The 21,467-nt window shown below is 72.9% G+C and carries 20 protein-coding genes and 1 pseudogene; 13 read left to right on the top strand and 8 right to left on the bottom strand.

All coding sequences use genetic code 11. The features are described 5' to 3' along the window. The first annotated feature begins 259 nt into the window (after window positions 1–259). Entirely contained in the window at window positions 260–2,665 is a 2,406-nt protein-coding gene (locus KGS77_RS30830; RefSeq protein WP_242586390.1) for an excinuclease ABC subunit UvrA, read from the top strand. 26 nt (window positions 2,666–2,691) lie between these two features. On the opposite strand, the gene KGS77_RS30825 is transcribed toward KGS77_RS30830, so the two are convergent. From KGS77_RS30825 to KGS77_RS30815, 3 genes are all read right to left on the bottom strand, one after another. After that, window positions 2,692–3,324, bottom strand: a complete 633-nt coding sequence (locus KGS77_RS30825; protein WP_242586389.1) for an AAA family ATPase — start codon at window positions 3,322–3,324, stop codon at window positions 2,692–2,694. Window positions 3,325–4,001: 677 nt separating this feature from the next. After that, entirely contained in the window at window positions 4,002–5,090 is a 1,089-nt protein-coding gene (locus KGS77_RS30820) for an SDR family oxidoreductase (protein WP_242586388.1), read from the bottom strand. After that, the gene (locus KGS77_RS30815; protein WP_242586387.1) at window positions 5,014–6,030 is read right to left on the bottom strand and encodes an SDR family oxidoreductase; all 1,017 of its coding nucleotides are present in this window, start codon (window positions 6,028–6,030) and stop codon (window positions 5,014–5,016) included. Before KGS77_RS30815 ends, KGS77_RS30820 begins: the two co-directional genes overlap by 77 nt. A gap of 93 nt (window positions 6,031–6,123) precedes the next feature. Here KGS77_RS30815 and KGS77_RS30810 point away from each other — a divergent pair, with 93 nt between their 5' ends. From KGS77_RS30810 to KGS77_RS30790, 5 genes are all read left to right on the top strand, one after another. Further along, window positions 6,124–6,900 carry an enoyl-CoA hydratase family protein gene (locus KGS77_RS30810; RefSeq protein ID WP_242586386.1) on the top strand — a complete coding sequence of 259 codons (777 nt, stop codon included), beginning with the start codon at window positions 6,124–6,126 and terminating at the stop codon, window positions 6,898–6,900. Between the two features lie 74 nt (window positions 6,901–6,974). Continuing rightward, window positions 6,975–7,853: a CoA-transferase gene (locus tag KGS77_RS30805; protein ID WP_242587791.1), complete on the top strand. Its 879-nt coding sequence runs from the start codon at window positions 6,975–6,977 to the stop codon at window positions 7,851–7,853. Further along, window positions 7,850–8,614 carry a CoA-transferase gene (locus tag KGS77_RS30800; protein WP_242586385.1) on the top strand — a complete coding sequence of 255 codons (765 nt, stop codon included), beginning with the start codon at window positions 7,850–7,852 and terminating at the stop codon, window positions 8,612–8,614. Before KGS77_RS30805 ends, KGS77_RS30800 begins: the two co-directional genes overlap by 4 nt. Further along, the gene (locus tag KGS77_RS30795) at window positions 8,611–9,786 is read left to right on the top strand and encodes a nitronate monooxygenase family protein (protein WP_242586384.1); all 1,176 of its coding nucleotides are present in this window, start codon (window positions 8,611–8,613) and stop codon (window positions 9,784–9,786) included. Before KGS77_RS30800 ends, KGS77_RS30795 begins: the two co-directional genes overlap by 4 nt. 107 nt (window positions 9,787–9,893) lie before the next feature. Next, window positions 9,894–10,211: a hypothetical protein gene (locus KGS77_RS30790; protein WP_242586383.1), complete on the top strand. Its 318-nt coding sequence runs from the start codon at window positions 9,894–9,896 to the stop codon at window positions 10,209–10,211. A gap of 90 nt (window positions 10,212–10,301) precedes the next feature. Here KGS77_RS30790 and KGS77_RS30785 read toward each other — a convergent pair whose 3' ends face one another. From KGS77_RS30785 to KGS77_RS30775, 3 genes are all read right to left on the bottom strand, one after another. Then, window positions 10,302–11,477, bottom strand: a complete 1,176-nt coding sequence (locus KGS77_RS30785) for an acetyl-CoA C-acetyltransferase (RefSeq protein ID WP_242586382.1) — start codon at window positions 11,475–11,477, stop codon at window positions 10,302–10,304. Window positions 11,478–11,621: 144 nt separating this feature from the next. Next, window positions 11,622–12,176 carry a TetR/AcrR family transcriptional regulator gene (locus KGS77_RS30780; RefSeq protein WP_242587790.1) on the bottom strand — a complete coding sequence of 185 codons (555 nt, stop codon included), beginning with the start codon at window positions 12,174–12,176 and terminating at the stop codon, window positions 11,622–11,624. A 262-nt stretch (window positions 12,177–12,438) separates the two neighbouring features. Further along, window positions 12,439–13,275: an SDR family oxidoreductase gene (locus KGS77_RS30775; RefSeq protein ID WP_242586381.1), complete on the bottom strand. Its 837-nt coding sequence runs from the start codon at window positions 13,273–13,275 to the stop codon at window positions 12,439–12,441. Window positions 13,276–13,378: 103 nt separating this feature from the next. Here KGS77_RS30775 and KGS77_RS30770 point away from each other — a divergent pair, with 103 nt between their 5' ends. The 4 genes from KGS77_RS30770 (at window position 13,379) to KGS77_RS30755 (ending at window position 18,337) form a co-directional block, all read left to right on the top strand. Beyond that, the gene (locus KGS77_RS30770) at window positions 13,379–14,581 is read left to right on the top strand and encodes an acyl-CoA dehydrogenase family protein (RefSeq protein WP_242586380.1); all 1,203 of its coding nucleotides are present in this window, start codon (window positions 13,379–13,381) and stop codon (window positions 14,579–14,581) included. Further along, window positions 14,578–15,687: an acyl-CoA dehydrogenase family protein gene (locus KGS77_RS30765; RefSeq protein WP_242586379.1), complete on the top strand. Its 1,110-nt coding sequence runs from the start codon at window positions 14,578–14,580 to the stop codon at window positions 15,685–15,687. The genes KGS77_RS30770 and KGS77_RS30765 overlap by 4 nt, the downstream gene beginning before the upstream one ends. 102 nt (window positions 15,688–15,789) lie before the next feature. Beyond that, window positions 15,790–17,784: an FUSC family protein gene (locus tag KGS77_RS34750; protein ID WP_277994288.1), complete on the top strand. Its 1,995-nt coding sequence runs from the start codon at window positions 15,790–15,792 to the stop codon at window positions 17,782–17,784. Window positions 17,785–17,830: 46 nt separating this feature from the next. After that, the gene (locus tag KGS77_RS30755) at window positions 17,831–18,337 is read left to right on the top strand and encodes a MarR family transcriptional regulator (RefSeq protein ID WP_242586378.1); all 507 of its coding nucleotides are present in this window, start codon (window positions 17,831–17,833) and stop codon (window positions 18,335–18,337) included. 54 nt (window positions 18,338–18,391) lie between these two features. On the opposite strand, the gene KGS77_RS30750 is transcribed toward KGS77_RS30755, so the two are convergent. Beyond that, on the bottom strand, window positions 18,392–19,465 hold the full coding sequence (locus tag KGS77_RS30750; protein ID WP_242586377.1) for an oxidoreductase: 1,074 nt from the start codon (window positions 19,463–19,465) through the stop codon (window positions 18,392–18,394). Window positions 19,466–19,664: 199 nt separating this feature from the next. Here KGS77_RS30750 and KGS77_RS30745 point away from each other — a divergent pair, with 199 nt between their 5' ends. The 3 genes and pseudogenes from KGS77_RS30745 to KGS77_RS30735 all read left to right on the top strand — a co-directional run. After that, window positions 19,665–19,910 carry a DUF2630 family protein gene (locus KGS77_RS30745; protein ID WP_242586376.1) on the top strand — a complete coding sequence of 82 codons (246 nt, stop codon included), beginning with the start codon at window positions 19,665–19,667 and terminating at the stop codon, window positions 19,908–19,910. Window positions 19,911–19,923: 13 nt separating this feature from the next. Beyond that, window positions 19,924–20,436, top strand: coding sequence for an SsgA family sporulation/cell division regulator (locus tag KGS77_RS30740; protein ID WP_347404550.1), 513 nt, complete (start codon window positions 19,924–19,926; stop codon window positions 20,434–20,436). Window positions 20,437–20,443: 7 nt separating this feature from the next. After that, window positions 20,444–20,665 (top strand): annotated as a pseudogene (locus tag KGS77_RS30735) (helix-turn-helix transcriptional regulator); the annotation flags it as partial. 99 nt (window positions 20,666–20,764) lie between these two features. Here KGS77_RS30735 and KGS77_RS30730 read toward each other — a convergent pair. Further along, window positions 20,765–21,418: a TetR/AcrR family transcriptional regulator gene (locus KGS77_RS30730; protein ID WP_242586375.1), complete on the bottom strand. Its 654-nt coding sequence runs from the start codon at window positions 21,416–21,418 to the stop codon at window positions 20,765–20,767. Between the last annotated feature and the right edge of the window lie 49 nt (window positions 21,419–21,467).

The following is a 21,467-nucleotide window of genomic DNA, read 5'->3' as shown; positions in this document are numbered from 1 at the left end:
CGGGGGCGCCGATCTGTGTGGGGCAGCAGGTGGTCGGAACCGATCAGGAATGGAGAAGCATCGGGCATCGAGCCATGGCTAGAGTTGCCGCGCTGAACACGCCATTCACTCGACCTACCCCCCTCCGGACGTACGGGACGTGTCGTGACCTGGCCTCGCGGCAGCGTGGCACCGCGACCGCCTTCCAGGACCGCGACGGTGCCGCGTACGGCGGGAGGCGCTGGATCAGGGGCGGACCCGCCCCGCAGATGGAGACACGATGAGCATGGTCCCGAGGACGGATACGCAGTCACCCGCGCTGCACGCCGCCGACAGCCACGACATGATCCGGGTGCACGGCGCGCGCGTGAACAACCTCAAGGACGTCAGTGTCGAGATTCCCAAGCGCCGACTGACGGTGTTCACCGGTGTCTCCGGCTCGGGCAAGAGCTCGCTGGTGTTCAACACGATCGCCGCCGAGTCGCAGCGGATGGTCAACGAGACCTACAGCGCCTTCGTGCAGGGCTTCATGCCGACGCCGGCGCGGCCCGAGGTCGACGTACTCGACGGGCTGACGACCGCGATCATCGTGGACCAGCAGCGGCTGGGGGCCGATCCCCGCTCCACGGTCGGCACCGTCACCGACGCCAACGCGATGCTGCGCATCCTCTTCAGCCGGCTCGGGACTCCGCACATCGGCTCACCTGCCGCGTTCGCCTTCAACGTCCCCTCCGTCCGGGCGAGCGGTGCGATCACCGTCGAGCGCGGCAACAAGAAGGCGGTCAAGGCGACCTTCAACCGCACCGGCGGCATGTGCACGCGCTGCGAAGGCCGGGGCGTGGTCTCCGACATCGACCTCACCCAGCTCTACGACGACTCCAAGTCGCTGGCCGAGGGCGCGTTCACCATTCCCGGCTGGAAGTCGGACAGCTTCTGGACGGTGCGGGTCTACGCCGAGTCGGGCTTCTTGGACCCGGACAAGCCGATCCGCGAGTACACCAAGAAGGAGATGCAGGACTTCCTCCACCGGGAGCCCACCAAGGTGAAGGTCCAGGGGGTGAACCTGACCTATGAGGGGCTGATTCCCAAGATCCACAAGTCGTTCCTGTCCAAGGACCGGGAGGCGCTGCAGCCCCACATCCGGGAGTTCGTGGACCGGGCGGTCACCTTCACCACCTGCCCCGAGTGCGCGGGCACCCGGCTCAGCGAGGCGGCCCGGTCCTCCAAGATCGAGGGGATCAGCATCGCCGACGCGTGCGCCATGCAGATCAGCGACCTGGCCGCATGGGTCCGTGGCCTCGACGAGCCCTCGGTGGCACCGCTGCTCACGGCGCTCCAGCAGACCCTCGACTCCTTCACGGAGATCGGCCTGGGCTATCTCTCGCTCGACCGGCCCTCGGGCACCCTGTCCGGCGGCGAGGCGCAGCGCGTCAAGATGATCCGCCACCTCGGCTCCTCGCTCACCGACACCACCTACGTCTTCGACGAGCCGACCATCGGCCTGCACCCCCACGACATCCAGCGGATGAACAACCTGCTGCTGCGGCTGCGGGACAAGGGCAACACCGTGCTGGTCGTGGAGCACAAGCCGGAGACGATCGCGATCGCCGATCACGTCGTCGACCTCGGACCCGGCGCCGGTACGGCCGGCGGCACCGTCTGCTTCGAGGGCACCGTCGAGGGGCTGCGGGCCGGCGAGACCATCACCGGCCGCCATCTGGATGACCGGGCGTCGCTCAAGGAGAACGTACGCACCCCCGCCGGCACCCTGGAGATCCGTGGCGCGAAGGAGCACAACCTGCGCGACGTCGACGTCGACATCCCGCTCGGGGTGCTGGTCGTGGTCACCGGCGTCGCCGGCTCCGGCAAGAGTTCGCTCGTGCACGGGTCGCTGCCCCAGCAGCCGGGAGCCTGCGACAAGGGCGTGGTGTCGGTCGACCAGTCCCCGATCAAGGGCTCGCGACGGAGCAACCCGGCGACGTACACCGGGCTGCTGGACCCGATCCGCAAGGCGTTCGCGAAGGCCAACGGTGTCAAGCCGGCCCTGTTCAGCGCCAACTCCGAGGGCGCCTGCCCCGAATGCAACGGCGCCGGTGTCATCTACACCGACCTGGCGATGATGGCCGGCGTCGCCACCACCTGCGAGGAGTGCGAAGGCAAGCGGTACCAGGCAGCGGTGCTGGAGTACCGCCTCGGCGGGCGCGACATCAGCGAGGTGCTGGCGATGTCGGTGACCGAGGCCGAGGAGTTCTTCGGCGCCGGTGAAGCGCGCACCCCGGCCGCGCACCGCGTCCTGGGCAGGCTCATGGACGTCGGGCTCGGCTATCTCACCCTGGGCCAGCCGCTCACCACACTGTCCGGCGGCGAGCGGCAGCGGCTCAAGCTGGCCACCCACATGGGCAACAAGGGCGGCGTCTACATCCTGGACGAGCCCACCGCCGGCCTCCACCTCGCCGACGTCGAGCAGTTGCTCGGTCTGCTCGACCGGCTGGTGGACTCCGGCAAATCGGTCATCGTCGTCGAACACCACCAGGCGGTCATGGCGCACGCCGACTGGATCATCGACCTCGGGCCCGGCGCGGGCCACGACGGCGGCCGGATCGTCTTCGAGGGCACACCCGCCGACCTCGTCGCCGCCCGCTCCACCCTCACCGGCGAGCACCTCGCGGCGTACGTCGGCGCCTGAGCAGCCCGCGCCGGTGCCTGAGCGGGTCAGTCGAAGCGGATGTGTTTGACCCCCGTCCAGGCCCGGCGGAGGCGGCCCCGCAAAGGAGTGTCGGTGTCCGGGGTGAGGGTGAGTCCGGCCGAGGCGGCGATGCGGTCGGCGACCTGCGGAATCGTGAGGTGATCGGTCACCAGGTGCTCGGCGAACCGCGGGTGGCGCAGCCGCTCCAGGCACAGGTCGAGTTTCGCCACGGCGAAGCTCTCCCGGCGCAGCGGGGCGTCCTTGCCCGCGACGAGCTGTACGGCGCGCCCGAAGCCGCGCTCGCGCAGCCGCCGCAGTACGGTTCGGCGGTCGGCGAGCAGGGTGAAGTGCCGGACGTCATGGCCGCGTTCGCGCAGCCGGCCGACGGTCTCCTGGAAGTAGGAGGGTTCCACGACGGTCATCGGGGCGATGACCGGGCCGTCGTGCCGGGTGAGGGTCAGGTCCAGAACCTCGTACACGCCTTGCCGCCAGGCCGGGAGATCCTGGAAGTCTCCCCGTAGGGGCCGCGGGGTCATGCGGTGCAGGCCGAAGCCGACGTGTTCGGGGTCGCATATGAGGCTGCCGGGCAGTCGCCGCCCGAGTTCGTAGGCGGTCTGCGTCTTGCCGCCGCCGAAGGGGCCGTTGATCCACAGAAGCATAGGCAGAGCCTATGGGGTCACCCGGATTCTCCGGATTCTCCGGATTCTCCGGATTCTCCGGATTCCCCGAATTCCCCGGGTCCACCCTGATCCGCCCTGATCCACCCGGGGTCACGTCGGCTCACCATGTGCCGTCGCCGCGCAGCATGGCGTCGGCGCCACCGTCGATGAAGGTGATCTGCCCGGTGACGTGTGTGTTCCCGGCGGAGACGAGCCAGGGTACGCCGTACCGCGGTCACCGACGCCTGGGCCGCGGTCGGCATCCCGCTCAACGACATCGCCCCCGGCATCGTCCTGACGCCCATGACCGAGGGACCGCTCGCCGATGCCGCGACACGTGAGATCTTCGGCTCAGGCGTGCCGATGCCGCCGCACGGCCATGCCCGGACCGAGCCGGTCGCCGTACCGCTGGCCCCGCGCGGCGGCGTCGGCGCGGCGATCACGGCGTCCAGTTGGCCGCCGGTCAACTCCGTGGGGCGCTCGACCAGTTCCGTACGCCCTTCAGGAGTGGCCAGGTCCGCTCCGGTGACGGGACAGGTACGGGAGATGGCCGGCTCCTTCGCTGACGTGTTCCGACGTGCTCCGGCGTGTTCCGGCGTGTTCCGGCGTGTTCCGGTTCGTGGTCGACGCGGTCACCGACCCCGCACGGACGAAGGAGGACCGGCTCACGCCCGTACTCACCTCTGGCTGCCGGGCGGGGTGTCGCTGCGCGGCGCGAGAACCGGGGTGAGCGGCTCCCGCGCCCGGCCCTCGGTAGCCGGCCGCACTCCGTGGACCGGCCGCACTCCGTGGACCGGCTGCGGCGGCGCGGCGCCGGCGAGGAGTTCGCGTACGGTCTCACCGGCCTCGGCCGCGGTCCGGCGGGCACCCTTGTCCGCCGTCGGCCCCGGCCGCCAGCCCTCCATCACCGTGATACGGCCCCCCTCGGCCTCGAAGACCCGGCCGGTGACCCCTTCGGAGCCGGCCGAGCCGAGCCAGACGACCAGTGGGGAGACGTTCTCGGGGGCCATCGCGTCGAAGGTCCCGTCCTCGGGCGCTGCCATCGCCTCGGCGAAGGTCTGTTCGGTCATACGGGTGCGGGCGGCCGGGGCGATGGCATTGACCTGCACGCCGTAGCGGCCCAGCTCGGCCGCGGCGACCAGCGTCAGCCCGAGGACACCCGCCTTGGCCGCGGAGTAGTTCCCCTGCCCGACGCTGCCCGACAGCCCCGCGCCGGAACTGGTGTTGATGACACGGGCCCGCGGCATCCGCCCGCTCTTCGCCTCCGCCCGCCAGTGCGCGGCGGCGTGTTTGAGTGGCAGGAAATGCCCTTTGAGGTGGACGCGGAGCACCGCGTCCCACTCCTCCTCCGCCATGTTGACCAGCATCCGGTCGCGCAGGAATCCCGCGTTGTTGACCAGGGTGTCCAGACGTCCGTACGTACGGAGTGCCGTGGCGACCAGGGAGGCCGCGCCCTGTTCCGTCGCGATGTCACCGGTGTGCGCCACCGCCGCACCACCTGCCGCACGAATTCCGGCCGCCACTTCCTCCGCCGGACCGCCGGCGCCGACGGGTCCGGCGCTCCCGCCGCTGCCATCCGAGTTCACCCCGAGGTCGTTGACGACGACCTCGGCACCCTCGGCGGCGAAGGCGAAGGCATGGGCGCGTCCCAGGCCACGGCCCGCTCCGGTGACGACAACCACCCTCCCGTCACAGATCCCGCTCTCCCGCCCGTTCCCTCTTCCCGGCCCGTTCCCGCTCCCCGGCCCGATTCCGCTCGCGGTCATTTCCACTCCTCCCTGTCGTCCGCCCGTCGTCCGCCCGGCTTCTCCCCGTCCGCGGTCCGGCCGCGTGGTCGGGCCCGCGTGCGGTGGCCGTCGAGGCGCCGAGGAAGGCGGGGCGTTCGCCGCCCCCGTGGACGAGCAGGCTGGCGCCGGTCACGTACCCCGACAGGTCCCCGGCGAGGAAGACACAGGCCGCCCCGACGTCGGCAGGGACGGCGAGCCGCCCGAGCGGAACGGTGCGGGCGACCGCCGCGATGCCCGCCGCGTCGCCGTAGTGCAGATGCGCCTGCTCCGTACGTACCATGCCGACGACGAGTGTGTTGACCCGGACGGCCGGGGCCCACTCGACAGCCATGGAGCGGGCCAGGTTCTCCAGGCCCGCCTTCGCCGCCCCGTAGGCGGCGGTGCCGGGCGAGGGCCGGGTCCCGCTCACGCTGCCGATCATGATGATCGAGCCGCCGGTCGGCTGGGTGACCATGATCTCGCGGGCGGCCAGGGACGCGGTGAGCGGTGTCAGGAGGTTCAGCTCCACGGCGCGCGCCGCCTGTCGGGGCGTGGAGTCGGCGAGCAGCCGGTACGGGGTACCGCCCGCGTTGTTGACGAGGACGTCCAGGCGGCCGTACTGCTCGCGTACGCGCCGTAGGAGCGCGCCGACCGCGTCCGCATCCCGCAGATCCACCGCCTCGAATCGCGCCGTCCGCCCACCAGCACCACCGGCAGGACTGGAACCACTGACACCACCGGCACTCGGATCACCCCATGCCGCCGCCCCTATCGCCCCCGTCGCCCCTATCGCCCTCACCGGCCGCTCCGGTGGCCTGCGGGCGCAGATGACGACCTCCGCGCCCGCCGCCAGCAGCGCCCCCGCGATCCCCGCACCGACCCCGCGCGTGCCGCCGGTGACCAGCGCGACGCGCCCCGCCAGATCGATGGTGAGTGCCAAGGCCGCCCCACCTCCCGCAGCGCACCGCGCGCTGCTACCTTCTCGACGAGAAGCACCTAACAAACGTTTGGTGGAAAGGTAGCTGATCCGCTCATGGGTGTCTCCACCTCGCGCCGTGACCCGCCCTCCCCCGACGCCGGCATCGCGCTGGTCACCGTCGACTTCCCGCCCGTCAACGCGCTCCCGGTACAGGGCTGGTACGACCTGGCCGAGGCCGTCCGTACCGCCGGGCGCGACCCCGCGACCCGCTGTGTGGTGCTCGCCGCCGCCGGCCGCGGCTTCAACGCGGGGGTGGACATCAAGGAGATCCGGCGGGCGGCGGACAACTCCGCGCTCATAGGAGCCAATCGCGGGTGTCACGAGGCGTTCGCGGCCGTGTACGAGTGCGAGGTGCCCGTCGTCGCCGCCGTCCACGGGTTCTGCCTCGGCGGCGGTATCGGCCTGGTCGGCAACGCGGACGCGATCGTGGCGAGCGAGGACGCCACGTTCGGGCTGCCGGAGCTGGACCGTGGCGCACTCGGCGCGGCCACCCACCTGGCCCGGCTCGTCCCTGTGCACCTGATGCGCACGCTGTACTACACGGCCCGCACCGTCACCGCCCACGAACTCCACCGGCACGGCTCGGTGTGGAAGGTGGTGCCCCGCGCGGAGGTCCTGGACGCGGCCCGCGCGCTGGCCCGGGAGATCGCCGCCAAGGACGGCCGGCTGCTGCGCCTGGCCAAGGAGGCCATCAACGGCATCGATCCCGTCGACGTACGCCGCAGCTACCGCTTCGAGCAGGGTTTCACCTACGAGGCCGGTCTCGGCGGCATCTCCGACGGCCACCGCGACGCCTTCCTGTCCCGCCACCGGACGAAGGAGCCCAAGTGAGCGGCGGTCCCACCGACACGGGCACCACGGGCACCACTGACACCACGAACACCACGGACACGTCCGGGAAGATCATGACCGCCGACGAGGCCGTCGGCCGGCTGGCGAGCGGCATGACCATCGGCATCGGCGGCTGGGGCTCCCGCCGCAAGCCGATGGCGCTCGTCAGGGCCCTGCTCCGCTCGGACCTCACCGGCCTGACCGTCGTCTCCTACGGCGGCCCGGACGTCGGGCTGCTGGCGGCGGCCGGCAAGATCCGCCGGCTCGTCACCGCGTTCGTCACGCTGGACTCCATCCCCCTGGAGCCGCACTTCCGCGCCGCCCGCCAGCGCGGCGCCCTGGAACTGACCGAGCTGGACGAGGCGATGTTCCTGTGGGGCCTGACCGCGGCGGCCCAGCGGCTCCCCTTCATGCCGGTACGGGCCGGCCTGGGATCGGACGTCATGCGGGTCAACCCCCACATCCGTACGGTGGTCTCGCCGTACGCGGACGGGGAGGAGCTGGCCGCCGTCCCGGCGCTGCGCCTGGATGCCGCGCTGGTCCACCTCAACCGCGCCGACGCCCGGGGCAACGGCCAGTACCTGGGCCCCGACCCGTACTTCGACGATCTGTTCTGCGAGGCGGCGGACGCGGCGTATCTCTCCTGCGAGCGGATCGTGGACAGCGCGGCGCTGACCCGGGCGGCCCCTCCTCAGTCGCTGCTGGTCAAGCGGCCGTTCGTCAGCGGCGTCATCGAGGCGCCGAACGGCGCGCACTTCACCTCCTGCGTACCGGACTACGGCCGGGACGAGGCGTTCCAGAAGGCGTACGCACAGGCCGCCGGCGACCCGGAGGCGTGGGCGGGCTTCACCGAGCGCTTCCTGTCCGGCGACGAGCGGGACTACCAGGCCGCGGTCACGGCCTTCCGCACACGCGAGGTACGTCCAGCAGCGGCCCACGGGGAGGGAGCATGAGCGCCGCGCGCGCCGCCACCCGGGCGGAGGTCTGTGTGGTGGCCTGCGCCGAGGCGTGGCGCGGGGCAGGCGAGGTGCTCGCCGCCCCCATGGGCACCGTACCCACCATCGGAGCGCGGCTGGCCCGGCTCACCTTCTCCCCCGACCTGCTGCTGACGGACGGCGAGGCACTGCTCGCCGGTGACGTCCCGGCGCTGGGCGGCCGGGCGTCGGTGACCGAGGGCTGGCTCCCCTACCGGCAGCATCTGACGCTGGTGGCCACCGGCCGCCGCCACGTCATGATGGGTGCGAGCCAGATCGACCGGTACGGCAACCAGAACATCTCCTGCATCGGGGACTGGGGCCGACCCGCGCGGCAGCTCCTCGGCGTACGCGGCGCACCGGTCAACACCCTCAACAACCCGACGAGTTACTGGGTCCCCCGGCACTCCCCCAGGACGTTCGTCGCCCGTGTCGACATGGTCTGCGGTGTCGGCTACGACCGTGCGGCCCAGGCCGGCGGGGCCGCGAGCCGCTATCACCACCTCCACCGGGTCATCAGCGATCTCGGCGTGTTCGACTTCCGGACGCCCGACCGTACGATGCGGCTGCGGTCGCTGCACCCGGGCGTGGAGGTCGGGCAGGTGCGTGAGGCCACCGGGTTCCCGCTGCGCGTACCGCCGGAGGTTCCCCGCACCCGTGAGCCGACCCCCGACGAACTCCGGCTGATCCGCGAGACCATCGACCCCGGTGGCCTGCGCGACCGCGAGGTCCGTACATGAGCGGGCACGCGGGGTCCGCGGAGTCCGGGCAGCCGCCCACCCCGTCCGTCTCGTCCCCCACGTCCGCCCCATCCATATCTCCCGCCACATCCGTCTCGTCCACCCCATGCCTCACGACGCCGTTCACCGAACTGGTCGGCGTCCGCCACCCCCTCGTCCAGACCGGCATGGGCTGGGTGGCGGGCCCCCGCCTGGTCTCGGCCTCGGCGAACGCGGGCGCCCTGGGCATCCTGGCCTCCGCCACCATGACCGTGGACCAGTTGCGTGCCGCCGTCCGCGAGGTCAGGTCCCGTACGTCCGAGCCGTTCGGGGTGAATCTGCGCGCGGACGCCGGGGACGCCGCGGAGCGGGTGGCCGTGATCATCGAGGAAGGCGTACGGGTGGCCTCCTTCGCCCTGGCGCCCTCCCGGGAACTGATCGCCCGCCTCAAGGACGCGGGCGTGGTGGTGCTCCCCTCCGTCGGCGCGCGCCGGCACGCGGAGAAGGTCGCGGCCCTGGGCGCCGACGCGGTCCTCGTCCAGGGCGGCGAGGGCGGCGGGCACACCGGTGAGGTGGCCACCACGGTCCTGCTGCCGCAGGTCGTGGACGCGGTGGACCTCCCCGTCGTCGCGGCGGGCGGCTTCCACGACGGCCGCGGACTGGTGGCCGCCCTGGCCTACGGCGCGGCGGGCGTGGCCATGGGCACCCGCTTCCTGCTCACCTCCGACAGCACCGTCCCGGACGCGGTCAAGGCGTGTTACCTGCGGGCGTCGGTGCGTGATGTGGTGGTGACCAAGAAGGTCGACGGCATGCCGCACCGGATGCTGCGCAGCGATCTCGTCGACGCCTTGGAACACGCGGGCCGCCCGGGCGCGCTGCTGGGATCCGTACGCCATGCCGCCGCCTTCCGGAAGCGGACCGGCATGAGCTGGCCGCGCATGCTCCGTGACGGTCTGGCCATGCGGCGTGGCCGGGGCATGAAGTGGGGGCAGGTGCTGATGGCCGCCAATGCGCCGATGCTGCTGCGGGCCGCGATGGTGGAGGGGCGTACGGATCTGGGGGTGATGGCGGCGGGGCAGGTGGCGGGGGTCATCGAGGACCTGCCGACCTGTGCCGAGCTGGTCGACCGGATCATGGCGGAGGCGTGCCGGACACTCGCCCGGTTACCGGCTGCCAGGCCGGCGGTGGGCTGAATATGCCGTACGAGACACCTCGGCCGGTACCCGATGCCCGCTTCCGCCCTGCGGGGATGGACAATGGCCCATGGACGTGACGGACGGTTCCAGCCGGGGGAGATCACATGCGTATACGTAAGAGCCTTGCGATAGTCGGCACGGCGGTGGCGCTCAGCGGTTCGCTGGGGCTGGTGACGGCCGCCGAAGCAGCCGCTGCCAGTCGGCCGCCGCAGTGCGTCAAGGTGATGAAGTACTACACCAAGGATCACAAAAGGTACGTACAGCTCAAGAACCTGTGCACACAGCGCAAGGCGTGCTATGTCATCGTCGTTCCCGGGCGGCCCGATCCGCACGGACGGCTCGACCAGGGTGTGACGAAGGCCGTCGGCTACGGGACGGACCGCGGCCCCCGTGCGCTGTACGTCAAGAACACGGCCTGCTGAGGCCCGGAATCCGCCGGGCCCGCCCCGGTCTCCCCCCCTGCCCCTGGCGAGTCGTTGTGACGCGCCCGCGCCCCCGGCGGGCGCGCGCCCTCACAGCCGCTCGATGACGGTGACGTTCGCCTGGCCGCCGCCCTCGCACATCGTCTGGAGCCCGTAGCGCCCGCCCGTACGCTCCAGCTCGTGCAGCAGCGTCGTCATCAGCCTGCCGCCGGTCGCGCCGAGCGGATGCCCCAGGGCGATGGCGCCGCCGTTGACGTTGACCCGCTCCGGGTCGGCGCCGGTCTCCTTCAGCCAGGCCAGCACCACCGGCGCGAACGCCTCGTTGATCTCGACCAGGTCGATCGCGCCGATGGTCAGCCCGGCCTTCTTCAGCGCGTACGCCGTGGCGGGGATCGGCGCGGTCAGCATCCGGATCGGGTCCTCGCCGCGCACGGACAGGTGGTGGACCCGGGCGCGCGGTGTCAGCCCGTGGTCCCGTACGGCGCGCGCGCTCGCCAGCAGCAGGGCGCAGGCGCCGTCGGAGACCTGGGAGGAGACGGCGGCCGTCAGCGCTCCGCCCGGCAGGACCGGGTCCAGGGCCGCCATTTTCCGTGCGGAGGTGTCCCGCCGCGGGCCCTCGTCCACCGTCACCGCCCCGTAGGGCACCACTTCCCGCGTGAAACGCCCCTCGTCGACGGCGCGCACGGCCCGCCGGTGCGAGGTCAGCGCGTAGGCTTCCATGTCTTCGCGCGATATACCCCATTTGTCGGCGATCAGTTCGGCACCGCGGAACTGGTCGACGGGCTGGTCGCCGTAGCGGGCCCGCCAGCCCGCGCTGCCCGCGAAGGGCCCTTCGGTCAGGCCGAGCGGTTCGGCGGCCCGGCGGGCGGCGAAGCCGATCGGGACCATCGACATGTTCTGGGTGCCGCCCGCGACGACCAGATCCTGCGTCCCGGACAGCACCGCCTGCGCCGCGAAGTGGAGCGCCTGCTGCGAGGAGCCGCACTGCCGGTCGACGGTGACGCCCGGCACCTCTTCGGGGAGCCCGGCCGCCAGCCAGCAGGTCCGGGCGATGTCCCCGGCCTGCGGCCCGACCGTGTCCACGCAGCCCATCACCACGTCCTCGACGGCCGCCGGGTCCACTCCCGTACGGTCCATCAGCGCCTTGAGGACATGCGCGCCGAGGTCCGCCGGGTGCACGGCGGCCAGACCGCCGTTGCGCTTGCCGACGGGCGTACGCACCGCCTCGACGATGTACGCCTCGGGTGAGACCGGCACGACGGACATGGATCGCTCCTCCCTGTCTGGCTTGCCCCGGGCTGTTCTGTTGTCGCTCGCGCGGGCCCGCACGTCCTGGGTGGGCCCGCACGTCCTGGGCCCGCATATCCCGGGCCCGTACGGTTCGCTGCCGTACGGCTCAGCCCGTCCGGCTCATTCCCGTACGGCGATCCCGTCCAGCACCATCGACAGGTACTGGCGGGCGATCTCCTCCGGGCTGTGCTGCCCGCCCGGCCGGTACCAGCTCGCGGCGACCCAGACGGTGTCGCGTACGAAGCGGTAGGTGAGCCGGACGTCCAGGTCCGCGCGGAAGGCGCCCTCGGCCACCCCCCGCTCCAGCGTCCCCAGCCACGCCGCCTCGAACTTGCGCTGCGAGTCGGCGAGATAGCCGAAGCGGGGCCGGGCGGACAGGTGCCGGGACTCCTTCTGGTAGATCGCGACGGCGGCACGGTGCCGGTCGATCTCCCGGAAGGACTCGGTGACCAGGGCCTCGATGGTGCGCCGGGGGCCGAGACCGGCGGCGAGCACCGCGTCGTAACCGGCCCACAGCTCGTCCAGGAAAGTGCTCAGGATTTCATCGAGGATCGACTCCTTGGAGTCGAAGTGGTAGTAGAGGCTGCCCGCGAGCATGCCCGCCTCGTCGGCGATCCGGCGGACGGTGGTGGCGTTGTAGCCCTGGGCGGCGAAGACCTCGGCCGCGGTGTCCAGGAGTTCGCGCCGGCGTTCCGGTGAGGAATTGACGGCGCTCTTCCCGCCGCCGGCCTTGGACGTCCGGGAGGTCCGGGAAGTTTGAGAAGCCCGGGAAGTCTGAGGAGCCGGGGAGGACTGGGAAGTCCGGGGGGTCCGGGAAGTCCGGTCGGCGCCGGTCCGGTGGTTCTTGGCTGGCTTTTCGGTTGGCACCCGCCCATTGTCGCCGCCCGCACCCGCCCGCCCTCCGGGCGCGTCCCCGGGCGTGCGGCACGCCGCGTCCTTACGCATGCTGACTGCTGACCGCGACGACCTCGCCGGTCATGTACGACGCGTAGTCGCTGGCCAGGAAGACGATGACGTTGGCGACCTCCCACGGCTCGGCGGCCCGGCCGAACGCCTCCCGCGCCGTCAGCTCCGTCAGCAGTTCCCGGCTCGTCACCTTCGCCAGGTGCAGGTGCGCGGCCAGGCTCGGCGCCACGGCGTTGACCCGGATCCCGTACGCGGCGGCCTCCACGGCGGCGCAGCGGGTCAGGGCCATCACCCCGGCCTTGGCGGCGGCGTAGTGCGCCTGGCCGCGCTGGGCCCGCCAGCCCACGACGGAGGCGTTGTTGACGACGGCCCCGCCCCCGCCCGAGGCGCGCATGCGGCGCAGGGCGGCACGGGTGCAGCGGAAGGTTCCGTTCAGCGTGACGTCCAGGACCTTCGTCCACTGCTCGTCGGTCATCTCCACCAGGTCGGCGGTACCGCCCAGTCCCGCGTTGTTCACGACGACGTCCAGCCGGCCGTACCGCCGCTCGGCGAGGTCGAAGAGGGCGCCGATCTGCGTCTCGTCCGTGACGTCGCAGGGCAGCGCGGCAACGGCACGGGCGCCGAACTCCGCGGCCAGCCGCTCCTGGTACTCCTTCAGACGGCGGGTGTGGGCGTCGGAAAGGACGACACGGGCGCCCTCTTCCAGCAGCCTGCGGGCGGTCGCCGCGCCGATGCCGGCGCCCGCGGCGGCGGTGACGACGGCGGTCCGGCCGCTGAGGAGGCCGTGCCCCGGGACGTACGAGGGGACGCGGCCGGGGTCGCGCCCGGAGGCGGACGCGGGGACGTGCGCGGGCTTCTCGCTCGTCATGGCCGTACGCTAACCTACCAAACACTTGTTAGGGAACCTGGAGGACTCACCTGCCCGGAGTACGGGACCCGCGACCCGGGCCCCGGGAAGGGGACGCGCACCGATGGACCTCGAACACACCCCGCAGGACGAGGACTTCAGGTCGCAGGTCCGCGCCTGGCTCGCCGCCCACGTCCCCGCCGTCCCCCTCCCCTCCCTGGAGACCGAGGAGGGCTTCGCGGCCCACCGGGAGTGGGAGCGCGAGATGTACGCCGACCGCTGGTCGGTCGTCTCCTGGCCCGAGGAGTACGGGGGCCGGGGCGCCTCCCCTGTCCGCCGGCTGATCTTCGAGGAGGAGTACCACGCCGCGAGTGCCCCCGGCCGGGTCGGCCAGAACGGCATCAGCCTGCTCGCCCCCACCCTCTTCGCACACGGCACCGAGGAGCAACTCGCCCGGCTGCTGCCGCCGATGGCGAGCGGGGAGACGGTCTGGGCGCAGGCCTGGTCGGAGCCCGAGTCCGGCTCCGACCTCGCCTCGCTGCGCTCCACCGCCGTACGGACCGGGGGCGGCTGGCTGCTGCACGGGCACAAGACGTGGTCCTCGCGGGCCGCGTTCGCCGACCGGGCCTTCGGCCTCTTCCGCGGCGGTCCGGCCGCGGACCGGCCGCACCACGGCCTGACCTACCTGATGTTCGATCTGCGCGCGCCGGGCGTGACCGTACGTCCCATCGGCCGGCTCGACGGCAGGCCGGCCTTCGCCGAGATCTTCCTCGACGGCGTCTTCGTGCCGGACCGGGACGTGATCGGGGAGCCGGGTCAGGGCTGGCGGATCGCGATGAGTACGGCTGCGGACGAGCGCGGGACCACCCTGCGCGCCCCCGGCCGCTTCCTGGCCGCCGCGGACCGGCTCGCCGCCCTGTGGCGCGCCGCGGCAGATCCCCGCGACAGCGCCGTACGCGATCGGGTCGCCGACGCGGTCATCGCCGCCCGCGCCTATCAGCTCTTCACCTACGCACAGGTCTCGCGCCCCGCGGCGGCCGGCCCGGACCGTCCCGGCACCGGCCACGGGGGTGACGGCGCTGCCGCCGCCAGCCTCGGCAAGGTCTTCTGGTCCGAACTGGACATCAGGCTCCACGAGACCGCCCTTGATCTGCTGGGCCCCGCGGGCGAACTCGCCGATGCCGCCGGGGAGGTGCCGGACCACGGCCGCTGGGCCGAGGGGTGGACCTTCGCGCTGGCCGGCACGCTCTACGCCGGCACCAACGAGATCCAGCGCGACATCATCGCCGAACGCCTGCTCGGCCTGCCCAAGGAGCGTCGCCGGTGAAGTTCGTCCTGGAGGCCGAGCAGGCGGAGTTCGGGCGGGTGCTCGGCCGGATGCTGGCCGCGGCGGACACGCCGGGTGCCGTACGGGCGTGGGCGGCGGGAGATTCCGAGCCGGGGCGGAGGGTGTGGCGGCGGCTCGCGGAGGCCGGGGTGTTCGCCCTCGCGGTGCCGGAGGAGTATCAAGGGGTGGGCCTGCGGCCCGTCGAACTCGCCGTCGCGTACGAGGAGTTGGGGTGGCACGCGGTTCCCGGGCCGGTGGTGGAGTGCGCCGCCTCGGCCGTGCTGCTGGCACGGCTCGGTGACGCGGCAAGGGGTCAGGATTCGGGTACGGGGCCGGTACCGCGCCCGGAGGCGGGGTCGGGTCCGGGCGCGCGGTGGCTGCCGCGAATCGCGACGGCCGAGGCGATCGTCTCGTACGCGGACCGGGCACGCGGACCGTACGCACTGGACGCGGACACGGCCGACGTGACCTTCGTCCGCGACGGGGACACGCTGTGGACGTCGACCGCGAGCGGCCCCGTACAGCCCTCGCTCGACCCGGCCCGGCGGCTCGCCCGCCCGCACACGGACGGCGCGGGCGCAGCGGCAGCGGCAGCGGCAGCGGCAAGGGAAGCGGTCACGGCCGGCGCATACGTGGCGAGCGGCCCGGCCGTCGTGCGCGCCGCCGCGCACGCCGCGGACACGGCGGCGTTCCTGACCGCCGCCCAGGCGCTCGGCGCCGGCCGCCGGCTGCTCGCCGAGACGGTGACGTACGTCAAGCGGCGCACGCAGTTCGGCGTCCCCATCGGCTCGTTCCAGGCGGTGCGGCACCGGCTCGCCGACGTCCTGCTGGCCCTGGAGTTCGCCCGCCCGCTGGTGTACGGCGCCGCCGTGGCGCTGGCCGGCGACGAGGCGGGGGCGGGCCGTGAGATCGCGGCGGCGAAGGTGGCGGCGGGCGAGGCGGCGTACGGGGCGGCGCGGGCCGCCCTCCAGTTGCACGGCGCGATCGGCTACACGCAGGAACTGGACCTCTCGCTGTGGCTGCTGAAGGCGCGGGCCCTGCGCACCGCCTGGGGCACACCGTCCGAGTGCCGGGCCCGCGTACTCGGCACGCCCGCCGCCCTGTGATCACCGTCCCCTGATCACCACCCGGCCCCGCGACGAGCCGAGCACCTGCGCCCAGCCCTTCACATTCATTTCACAAGTAAAACACCTGTTAACATCTTGCCCATGGGGAAGCACGCCACACCCGCCGCCAAGGACGCCACACCGGCCACCGCCCGCACGCGCGGTGTGCGCGTCCGGCCGCTGCCCGTCAAAAGCACCGTCCGCCTGCGCCGACCCGTCGACATCTGGCACAAGCCTGCCCTCAGCGCGGTGGCCGCCCTCGCCGTCCCCGACTTCACCCTGCTCGCCCTCGGCCGCCTCGACCTGATCCTCTACACGTCCGCCGGGGCGATGTGTGCCCTGTACGCGCACGGCCTCCCGTACGCCGCGCGGGCCCGCGTCCTGCTCTGGGTGATCCTCGGCATGGTCGCGAGCCTGGGCGTCGCGCTGACCGCCGCCTCCCTCGTGGCCTCCACCGCGTTCCTGGTCGCCCTCGCCTCCTTGACCGCCGCCGTACACAAGGTCATGTGCGACGCGACCCGCATCGGGCCGCCGGGGAATCTGATCCTCACCTTCATCGCCGCCTCGGCCTTCTTCGTGCCGCAGCGGATCGGGCAGGTCCCCTGCCATCTGTCCCTCGCCCTCGCCGCCGGGGCGTTCGCCTGGCTGGTGTGCATGGCCCCGGCGCTCATCAGGCCCCACGGTCCGCAGCGGATCGCGGTCGCCCGCGCGCTGGAGGCCGCCGCCACCCTGCTGCGTACGGATCCCTCCGAGGCGGCACCCGCCCGGCACGCGACCGCCGCCGCCGTCAACGCCGCCTGGCACACGCTCTTCCTGACCCCGGCCCGAGCCGTGTCCCCGGCCTCGGCCATCTCGTCCGCGCCGGCCCGGCCCGCCGTCCGCCCGGCCCTCGACCGTCTCCTCCTGCACGCCGAATCGGCCCTCGCGGTCCGGCACGCCCCCGGCCCCGAGGACGCGGGCCGCGCCGACCGCTGTGCGGCATGGGCCCGGGACCTGCGACGGAACCGGCCGCTGCCCGGCATGCCGGCCGCGCCCCTGACCGCGGCACAGGCCGACGAGCTCACCGGCATCGCGGCCGAGCACGCCGCTCGGCACTCCGACGCGTACGGCACGGACACGGCGTACGGCATGGACGAGACGTACGGCGCGGACGCTGCGTACGGCGCGAGCACGGCACCCGGCGCGGACCCGGCGCACGCAGCCCCTCGCCGCCCCGCTCCCGACCACCCCCGCGGCCTGCGCGCCGTTCTCACCCGGCTCGCCCCCGGATCCCCCCTGCTGCCCATCGGCGCACGTGTCGCCGTGAGCTGCGTACTGGCGGGCTGGTGCTCGATGGCGGCCGGTGTCGGCCATCCGTACTGGGCCGTGGTCACCGCCGCCTCGGTCCACCAGGCCAACACCACCCTCTCCTGGCAGCGGGCGCTCCAGCGCACCCTCGGCAACTTCCTGGGCCTGCTGGTCTTCACCGCGCTGCTGCCGCTGATCCACACCGGTCCGCTCGCGATGATCCTGCTGGCGCTGGTCTGCCAGCTCGGCGCGGAGGCGTGCATCACCCGCAACTACTGGCTCGGCACGGTGTGGGTCACTCCGATGGCGCTGCTGCTGACCGAGTTCGGCAGTCACCTGCCGGCCCGCACCCTGATCACCGACCGCTGGACGGATACGGTTCTGGGCGCGGCCGTGGGCCTGGCCTGCTGCGTTCTGGTCACCAACCGCCGGGCCGGCGACCGCGTCGAAGCGGCGCTCACGCGGCTCGCCGTCGCACAGGCCGCGGCGCTGCGGCTGCTGGAGGCGGGCCACGCCCCCGGCGGCCCGCGCCCGGACGCCCTGGAGACGGACTGGGCCCGCGACCGCCTCTGTGCCCGCCTCCTCGAACTCCGTGAAGCCGTCGAGGTGGCCGCCGGCGAGTGGTGGCAGCGCGCCCTCCCCGAGGAGCGCGTCGCCCTCGCCGAGCAGGAGGGGCACCGCACCCTGGCCCGCCTCGTCCGCCACCTGTCCGCCGTCCCCGCCGGCCCGCCGCTCCCGCCGTCACCGGACTCCGGTCCGCATTCCGGTCCGCCCCGTCCGGTCGCCGTATCGGGCACGGGGCAGAATTAGCCCCGTACGGCGGTTTTCGCGAGGAATTCCAAGGAAGAAGGTGCGCGTGGCCGAGGACATCGTCGCCGGGGTGCTGCGCCAGTGGCAGCAGGTCCATCCCGGGCTGGACACCGGCCCGATGGCGGTGATCGGGCGGCTCAACCGCTGCTCCGCGCTGCTGCAGCAGGCCGCCGACGCCCCGCTGCGGCGCGTGGGGCTGACCCGCCCCGAATTCGACATCCTCGGGACGCTGCGGAGGATGGACCGCGAGCTGACGCCCGGCCGGATCGCCCGCGAGACCTTCGCGTCCGGAGCGGCGGTCACCAAGCGCGTACGGCAGTTGGAGACCCGCGGACTGGTGGCGCGGCGGCCCGACGAGCGGGACCGCCGCGTCTCCCACCTCTCCCTCACCGAGGAGGGCCGCGAGATCATCGACCGGCTGCTGCCCGAGCAGTTGCGTTACGAGGCCACGCTGCTGAGCGGCATCGACACCCAGCGGCGGGACCAACTCTCCGAAGACCTGGGCGAGTTGCTGGTCGTCCTGGAGGGCCGCCTCGGCAGCCTCCTGGACTGACCGGCCCCCGGACCGACCTGCCTCCCGGCCTGCCACAGCATCCCTCGCCTTCCCTCATCCTCCCAGCCGGGCGATGCGCCCCTTCTCCCCCGCGGCCCAGCATCCGAGGTCCGGGGCACAGTCGACGGTGTCGTACGAGCCGGTGTCGAAGGTGTGCCAGGTACGCCCGCCGTCGAAGGTCAGGTCGCTGCCGGTGGGTCCCACGGCGAGGGCGAGCCGGCGCGAGTGCGGCAGCCAGGCCACCCCGGAGCGGTATTCCTTCGGCGGCGCCGTGGCCGCGGCCCAGGAAGTGCCGCCGTCCCCGCTGACCGCCGCCGCCCGGGGCGAGGGCTGCCCGGGGCGGTAGTCGCCGCCGACGGCGATGCCGTGCGCGGTGTCGCGGAAGGCGAGGCCGAAGACGCCGCGCGCCGGGTCGCCCGCCGGGACCGGGGTGGCGGCGACGGTCCACGTACGGCCGCGGTCGGAGGAGTGCAGGACGCGGGAGGCGGCTGCGCCGCCGGTGGCGATCCAGGCGTCCCGCGGCCCGGAGCTGACCAGGCACTGACCACTGGCGGCGAAGGACGCCTCACCCGGCTGGGCGGCCGGCATGCCGCGGCCGGGCAGGAGGCGCCAGGTACGGCCGCCGTCGGCGGTGGACACGATGCGATACCTCCCCTCGACGGGATCGCTCAGCGCGATGCCGTGCCGCCGGTCGAAGAAGGTCATGCAGTCGTAGAACGCCCGCGGGTCGGTGTTGCGGAAGCTCTCGCTCCAGGTCGCGCCCGCGTCCTGCGTACGGAAGACACGGGACGCCTCACCCTCCCCGATGGCCAGGACGACGGCGTGCCGGGCGTCGAACGCCTCGACGTCACGGAATTCCAGCCCCTGCGCACCAGGCGGAGAGACATCGCGCCAGCTCCGGCCGCCATCACGCGTACGCAGCACGGTCCCCTTGGTCCCCGCCACCCAGGCGGTCGAACGGCTGACGGCGGCCAGTCCACGCAGCCGCGCGTCGCTCCCGCTGTCGGTGAGCCGCCACCCGCCCTTGACGGCGCCCGGCGCCCTCCCGTCCACCGCCCCCGGCCGCGCCGCCGCCGCCGGCGACACGGTCCCGACCCCGACCGCCATCACACACAAGGCCGCCGACACCCCCGCACCACCTTCGTCAAACTCCCCATACCCCTCGCACCCCTCGCGCTCCTCACACCCCTCATGCCGCTGGAAGCTAGTCCAGCCGCCCGGCCCCGTCCAGGGACGGGTAGGCCACCCGCCGCCTGGCAGCGACCCGCCGCCCTCCCTACAGTGCTGATGAGAGCCCGTACGGGGCACCGAAAGCACCGAGGCACCCATGGACCAGCAAGAGATCCTCTCCCGCATCACGGCGATGGTCGAGGACGAGAAGGCACTGCGCGCCCGGATCACGGACGGCGCGACCGACGGCACGGCCGAACGCGAGCGGCTCACCGCGCTGGAACGCGAACTGGACCGCTGCTGGGACCTGTTGCGCCAGCGCCGGGCGAAGGCGGAGTTCGGCGAGAACCCCGACGAGGCCACCCCGCGCCCCGCCACCCAGGTCGAGAACTACCGCAACTGAAACCACTTCCCGAGTGACGCACGTCACACATCATTCCTGTGCACGGCCGCCCGGGGTCCCCCGTCCTAGTGGACGAAGAGGCCAGGATCCGCACCGAACGCAAGGAGCCGGCGATGCCCCACGCCATCGACCATGCCGTCCAGGCACGCCTGATCGCGACCGTCCCCGGTCGCGGGCGATCCCGGCCCGCCTGCGCTACGAACGCACCGACCCCTTCGCCGTACAGATCCTCTTCCCGGCCGTCGCCTCACTGGACGGCGCCGAAGTGACCTGGACCTTCGGCCGCGAACTGCTGGCGGACGGGCTGCTCGCACCGTCGGGCGCCGGTGACGTACGAATCTGGCCGTGCGGCCCGAACCGCACGGTCATGGAACTCCACACCGAAGGCGGACTGGCCATGGTCCAGTTCACCCGCCGCGACCTGCACCGCTTCCTGACCCGCTCCTACACCCTGGTCGCCCGCGGCCACGAACCCCACCACCTCGACGTCGACGCCGACCTCGCCGCCCTCCTCCGCCAGGCCTGACCCCACCCGGCAACGCCGTGACCCGCTGGGCCGGCTGACCCCGCGGGAGCGCGAGGTGCCGGCGCTGATGGCGGAAGGCCGCTCGAACGTGGCCGTGGCCCGCGCGCTGGTCGTCACGGAGGCCGCGGTGGCCAAGCACATCGCGAACATCCTGCACAAGCTCGATCTGCCGCCGGCGCCGGACGACCACCGCCGGGTGCTGGCGGTGCTCGCCTTCCTCCGGGGCTGAGAGCCCGGGGACGGGGAGGCCGGAGCACCCGGAGGCCGGGGCGCCCGAACGCCGGGAGGCCCCGGCGCGTCCGGCCGACCGGGCGGTTCGTGGTCCGGCTCACCCGGCGACGGGCTCCCTGGCCTCCTCCGTGGCCTTCCCGCCGTCGCTCTCCGTCTTTTCGAAAAGTCCCTCCAGATACGCGTCGAGAAGGTCCACGGCCCGTTCGGGGCTGTGGACGCCCAGGAGGGTGTAGGTGCCCAGGCCGTCGACCAGGCTGATCAGGAGTTCGGCTTCGGTGGCGGGGTCGCGGCCGGGGGTGAGGTCGCCGTGGGTCGCGGCCATGCGGAGCTGGTCGGCGAAGAAGGCGGCCAGATTGGGGATGCCCTCGCGGGCCTCGGCGCTGAGGCGTTCGTCGTGGACGGCGCGGGAGAAGTGGGCGACGCCGATGAGCGCGCCGGTGCGGCTGTTGTCGTCCAGGGGGAGCATCCCGGTCAGGCAGGTGCGCAGGATGGTGTACGGGGTGGGGGCTTCGGCCAGGCCCTCCAGGTGCCGGCGGATGCGCTCTTCGGCGAGGTGGCTGACCCGCCGGCAGGCGAAGGTCAGCATGTCGTCCTTGGTGCGGAAGTAGTGCTGGAGCCGGCCGAGCGAGATGTCCGCCTCGGCCGCGACGTCGCGCAGGCTCACTCCGTCCAGGCCACGGGCGCCGGCGATGCGCCACAGCGCGTCGACGATCTCCTGCCGTCTGGCTTCGTGGTCCACCTTCTTGGGCACCGGCGTTCCTGCCTCTCAGTTTTTACAAGTCGCTCGTACTGTTATAGCT

It is taken from the genome of Streptomyces sp. MST-110588 (assembly GCF_022695595.1).
GTDB lineage: Bacteria > Actinomycetota > Actinomycetes > Streptomycetales > Streptomycetaceae > Streptomyces.
The sequence above is the reverse complement of the archived record's forward strand: the minus strand, read 5'-3'. Positions and strand labels throughout refer to the sequence as shown.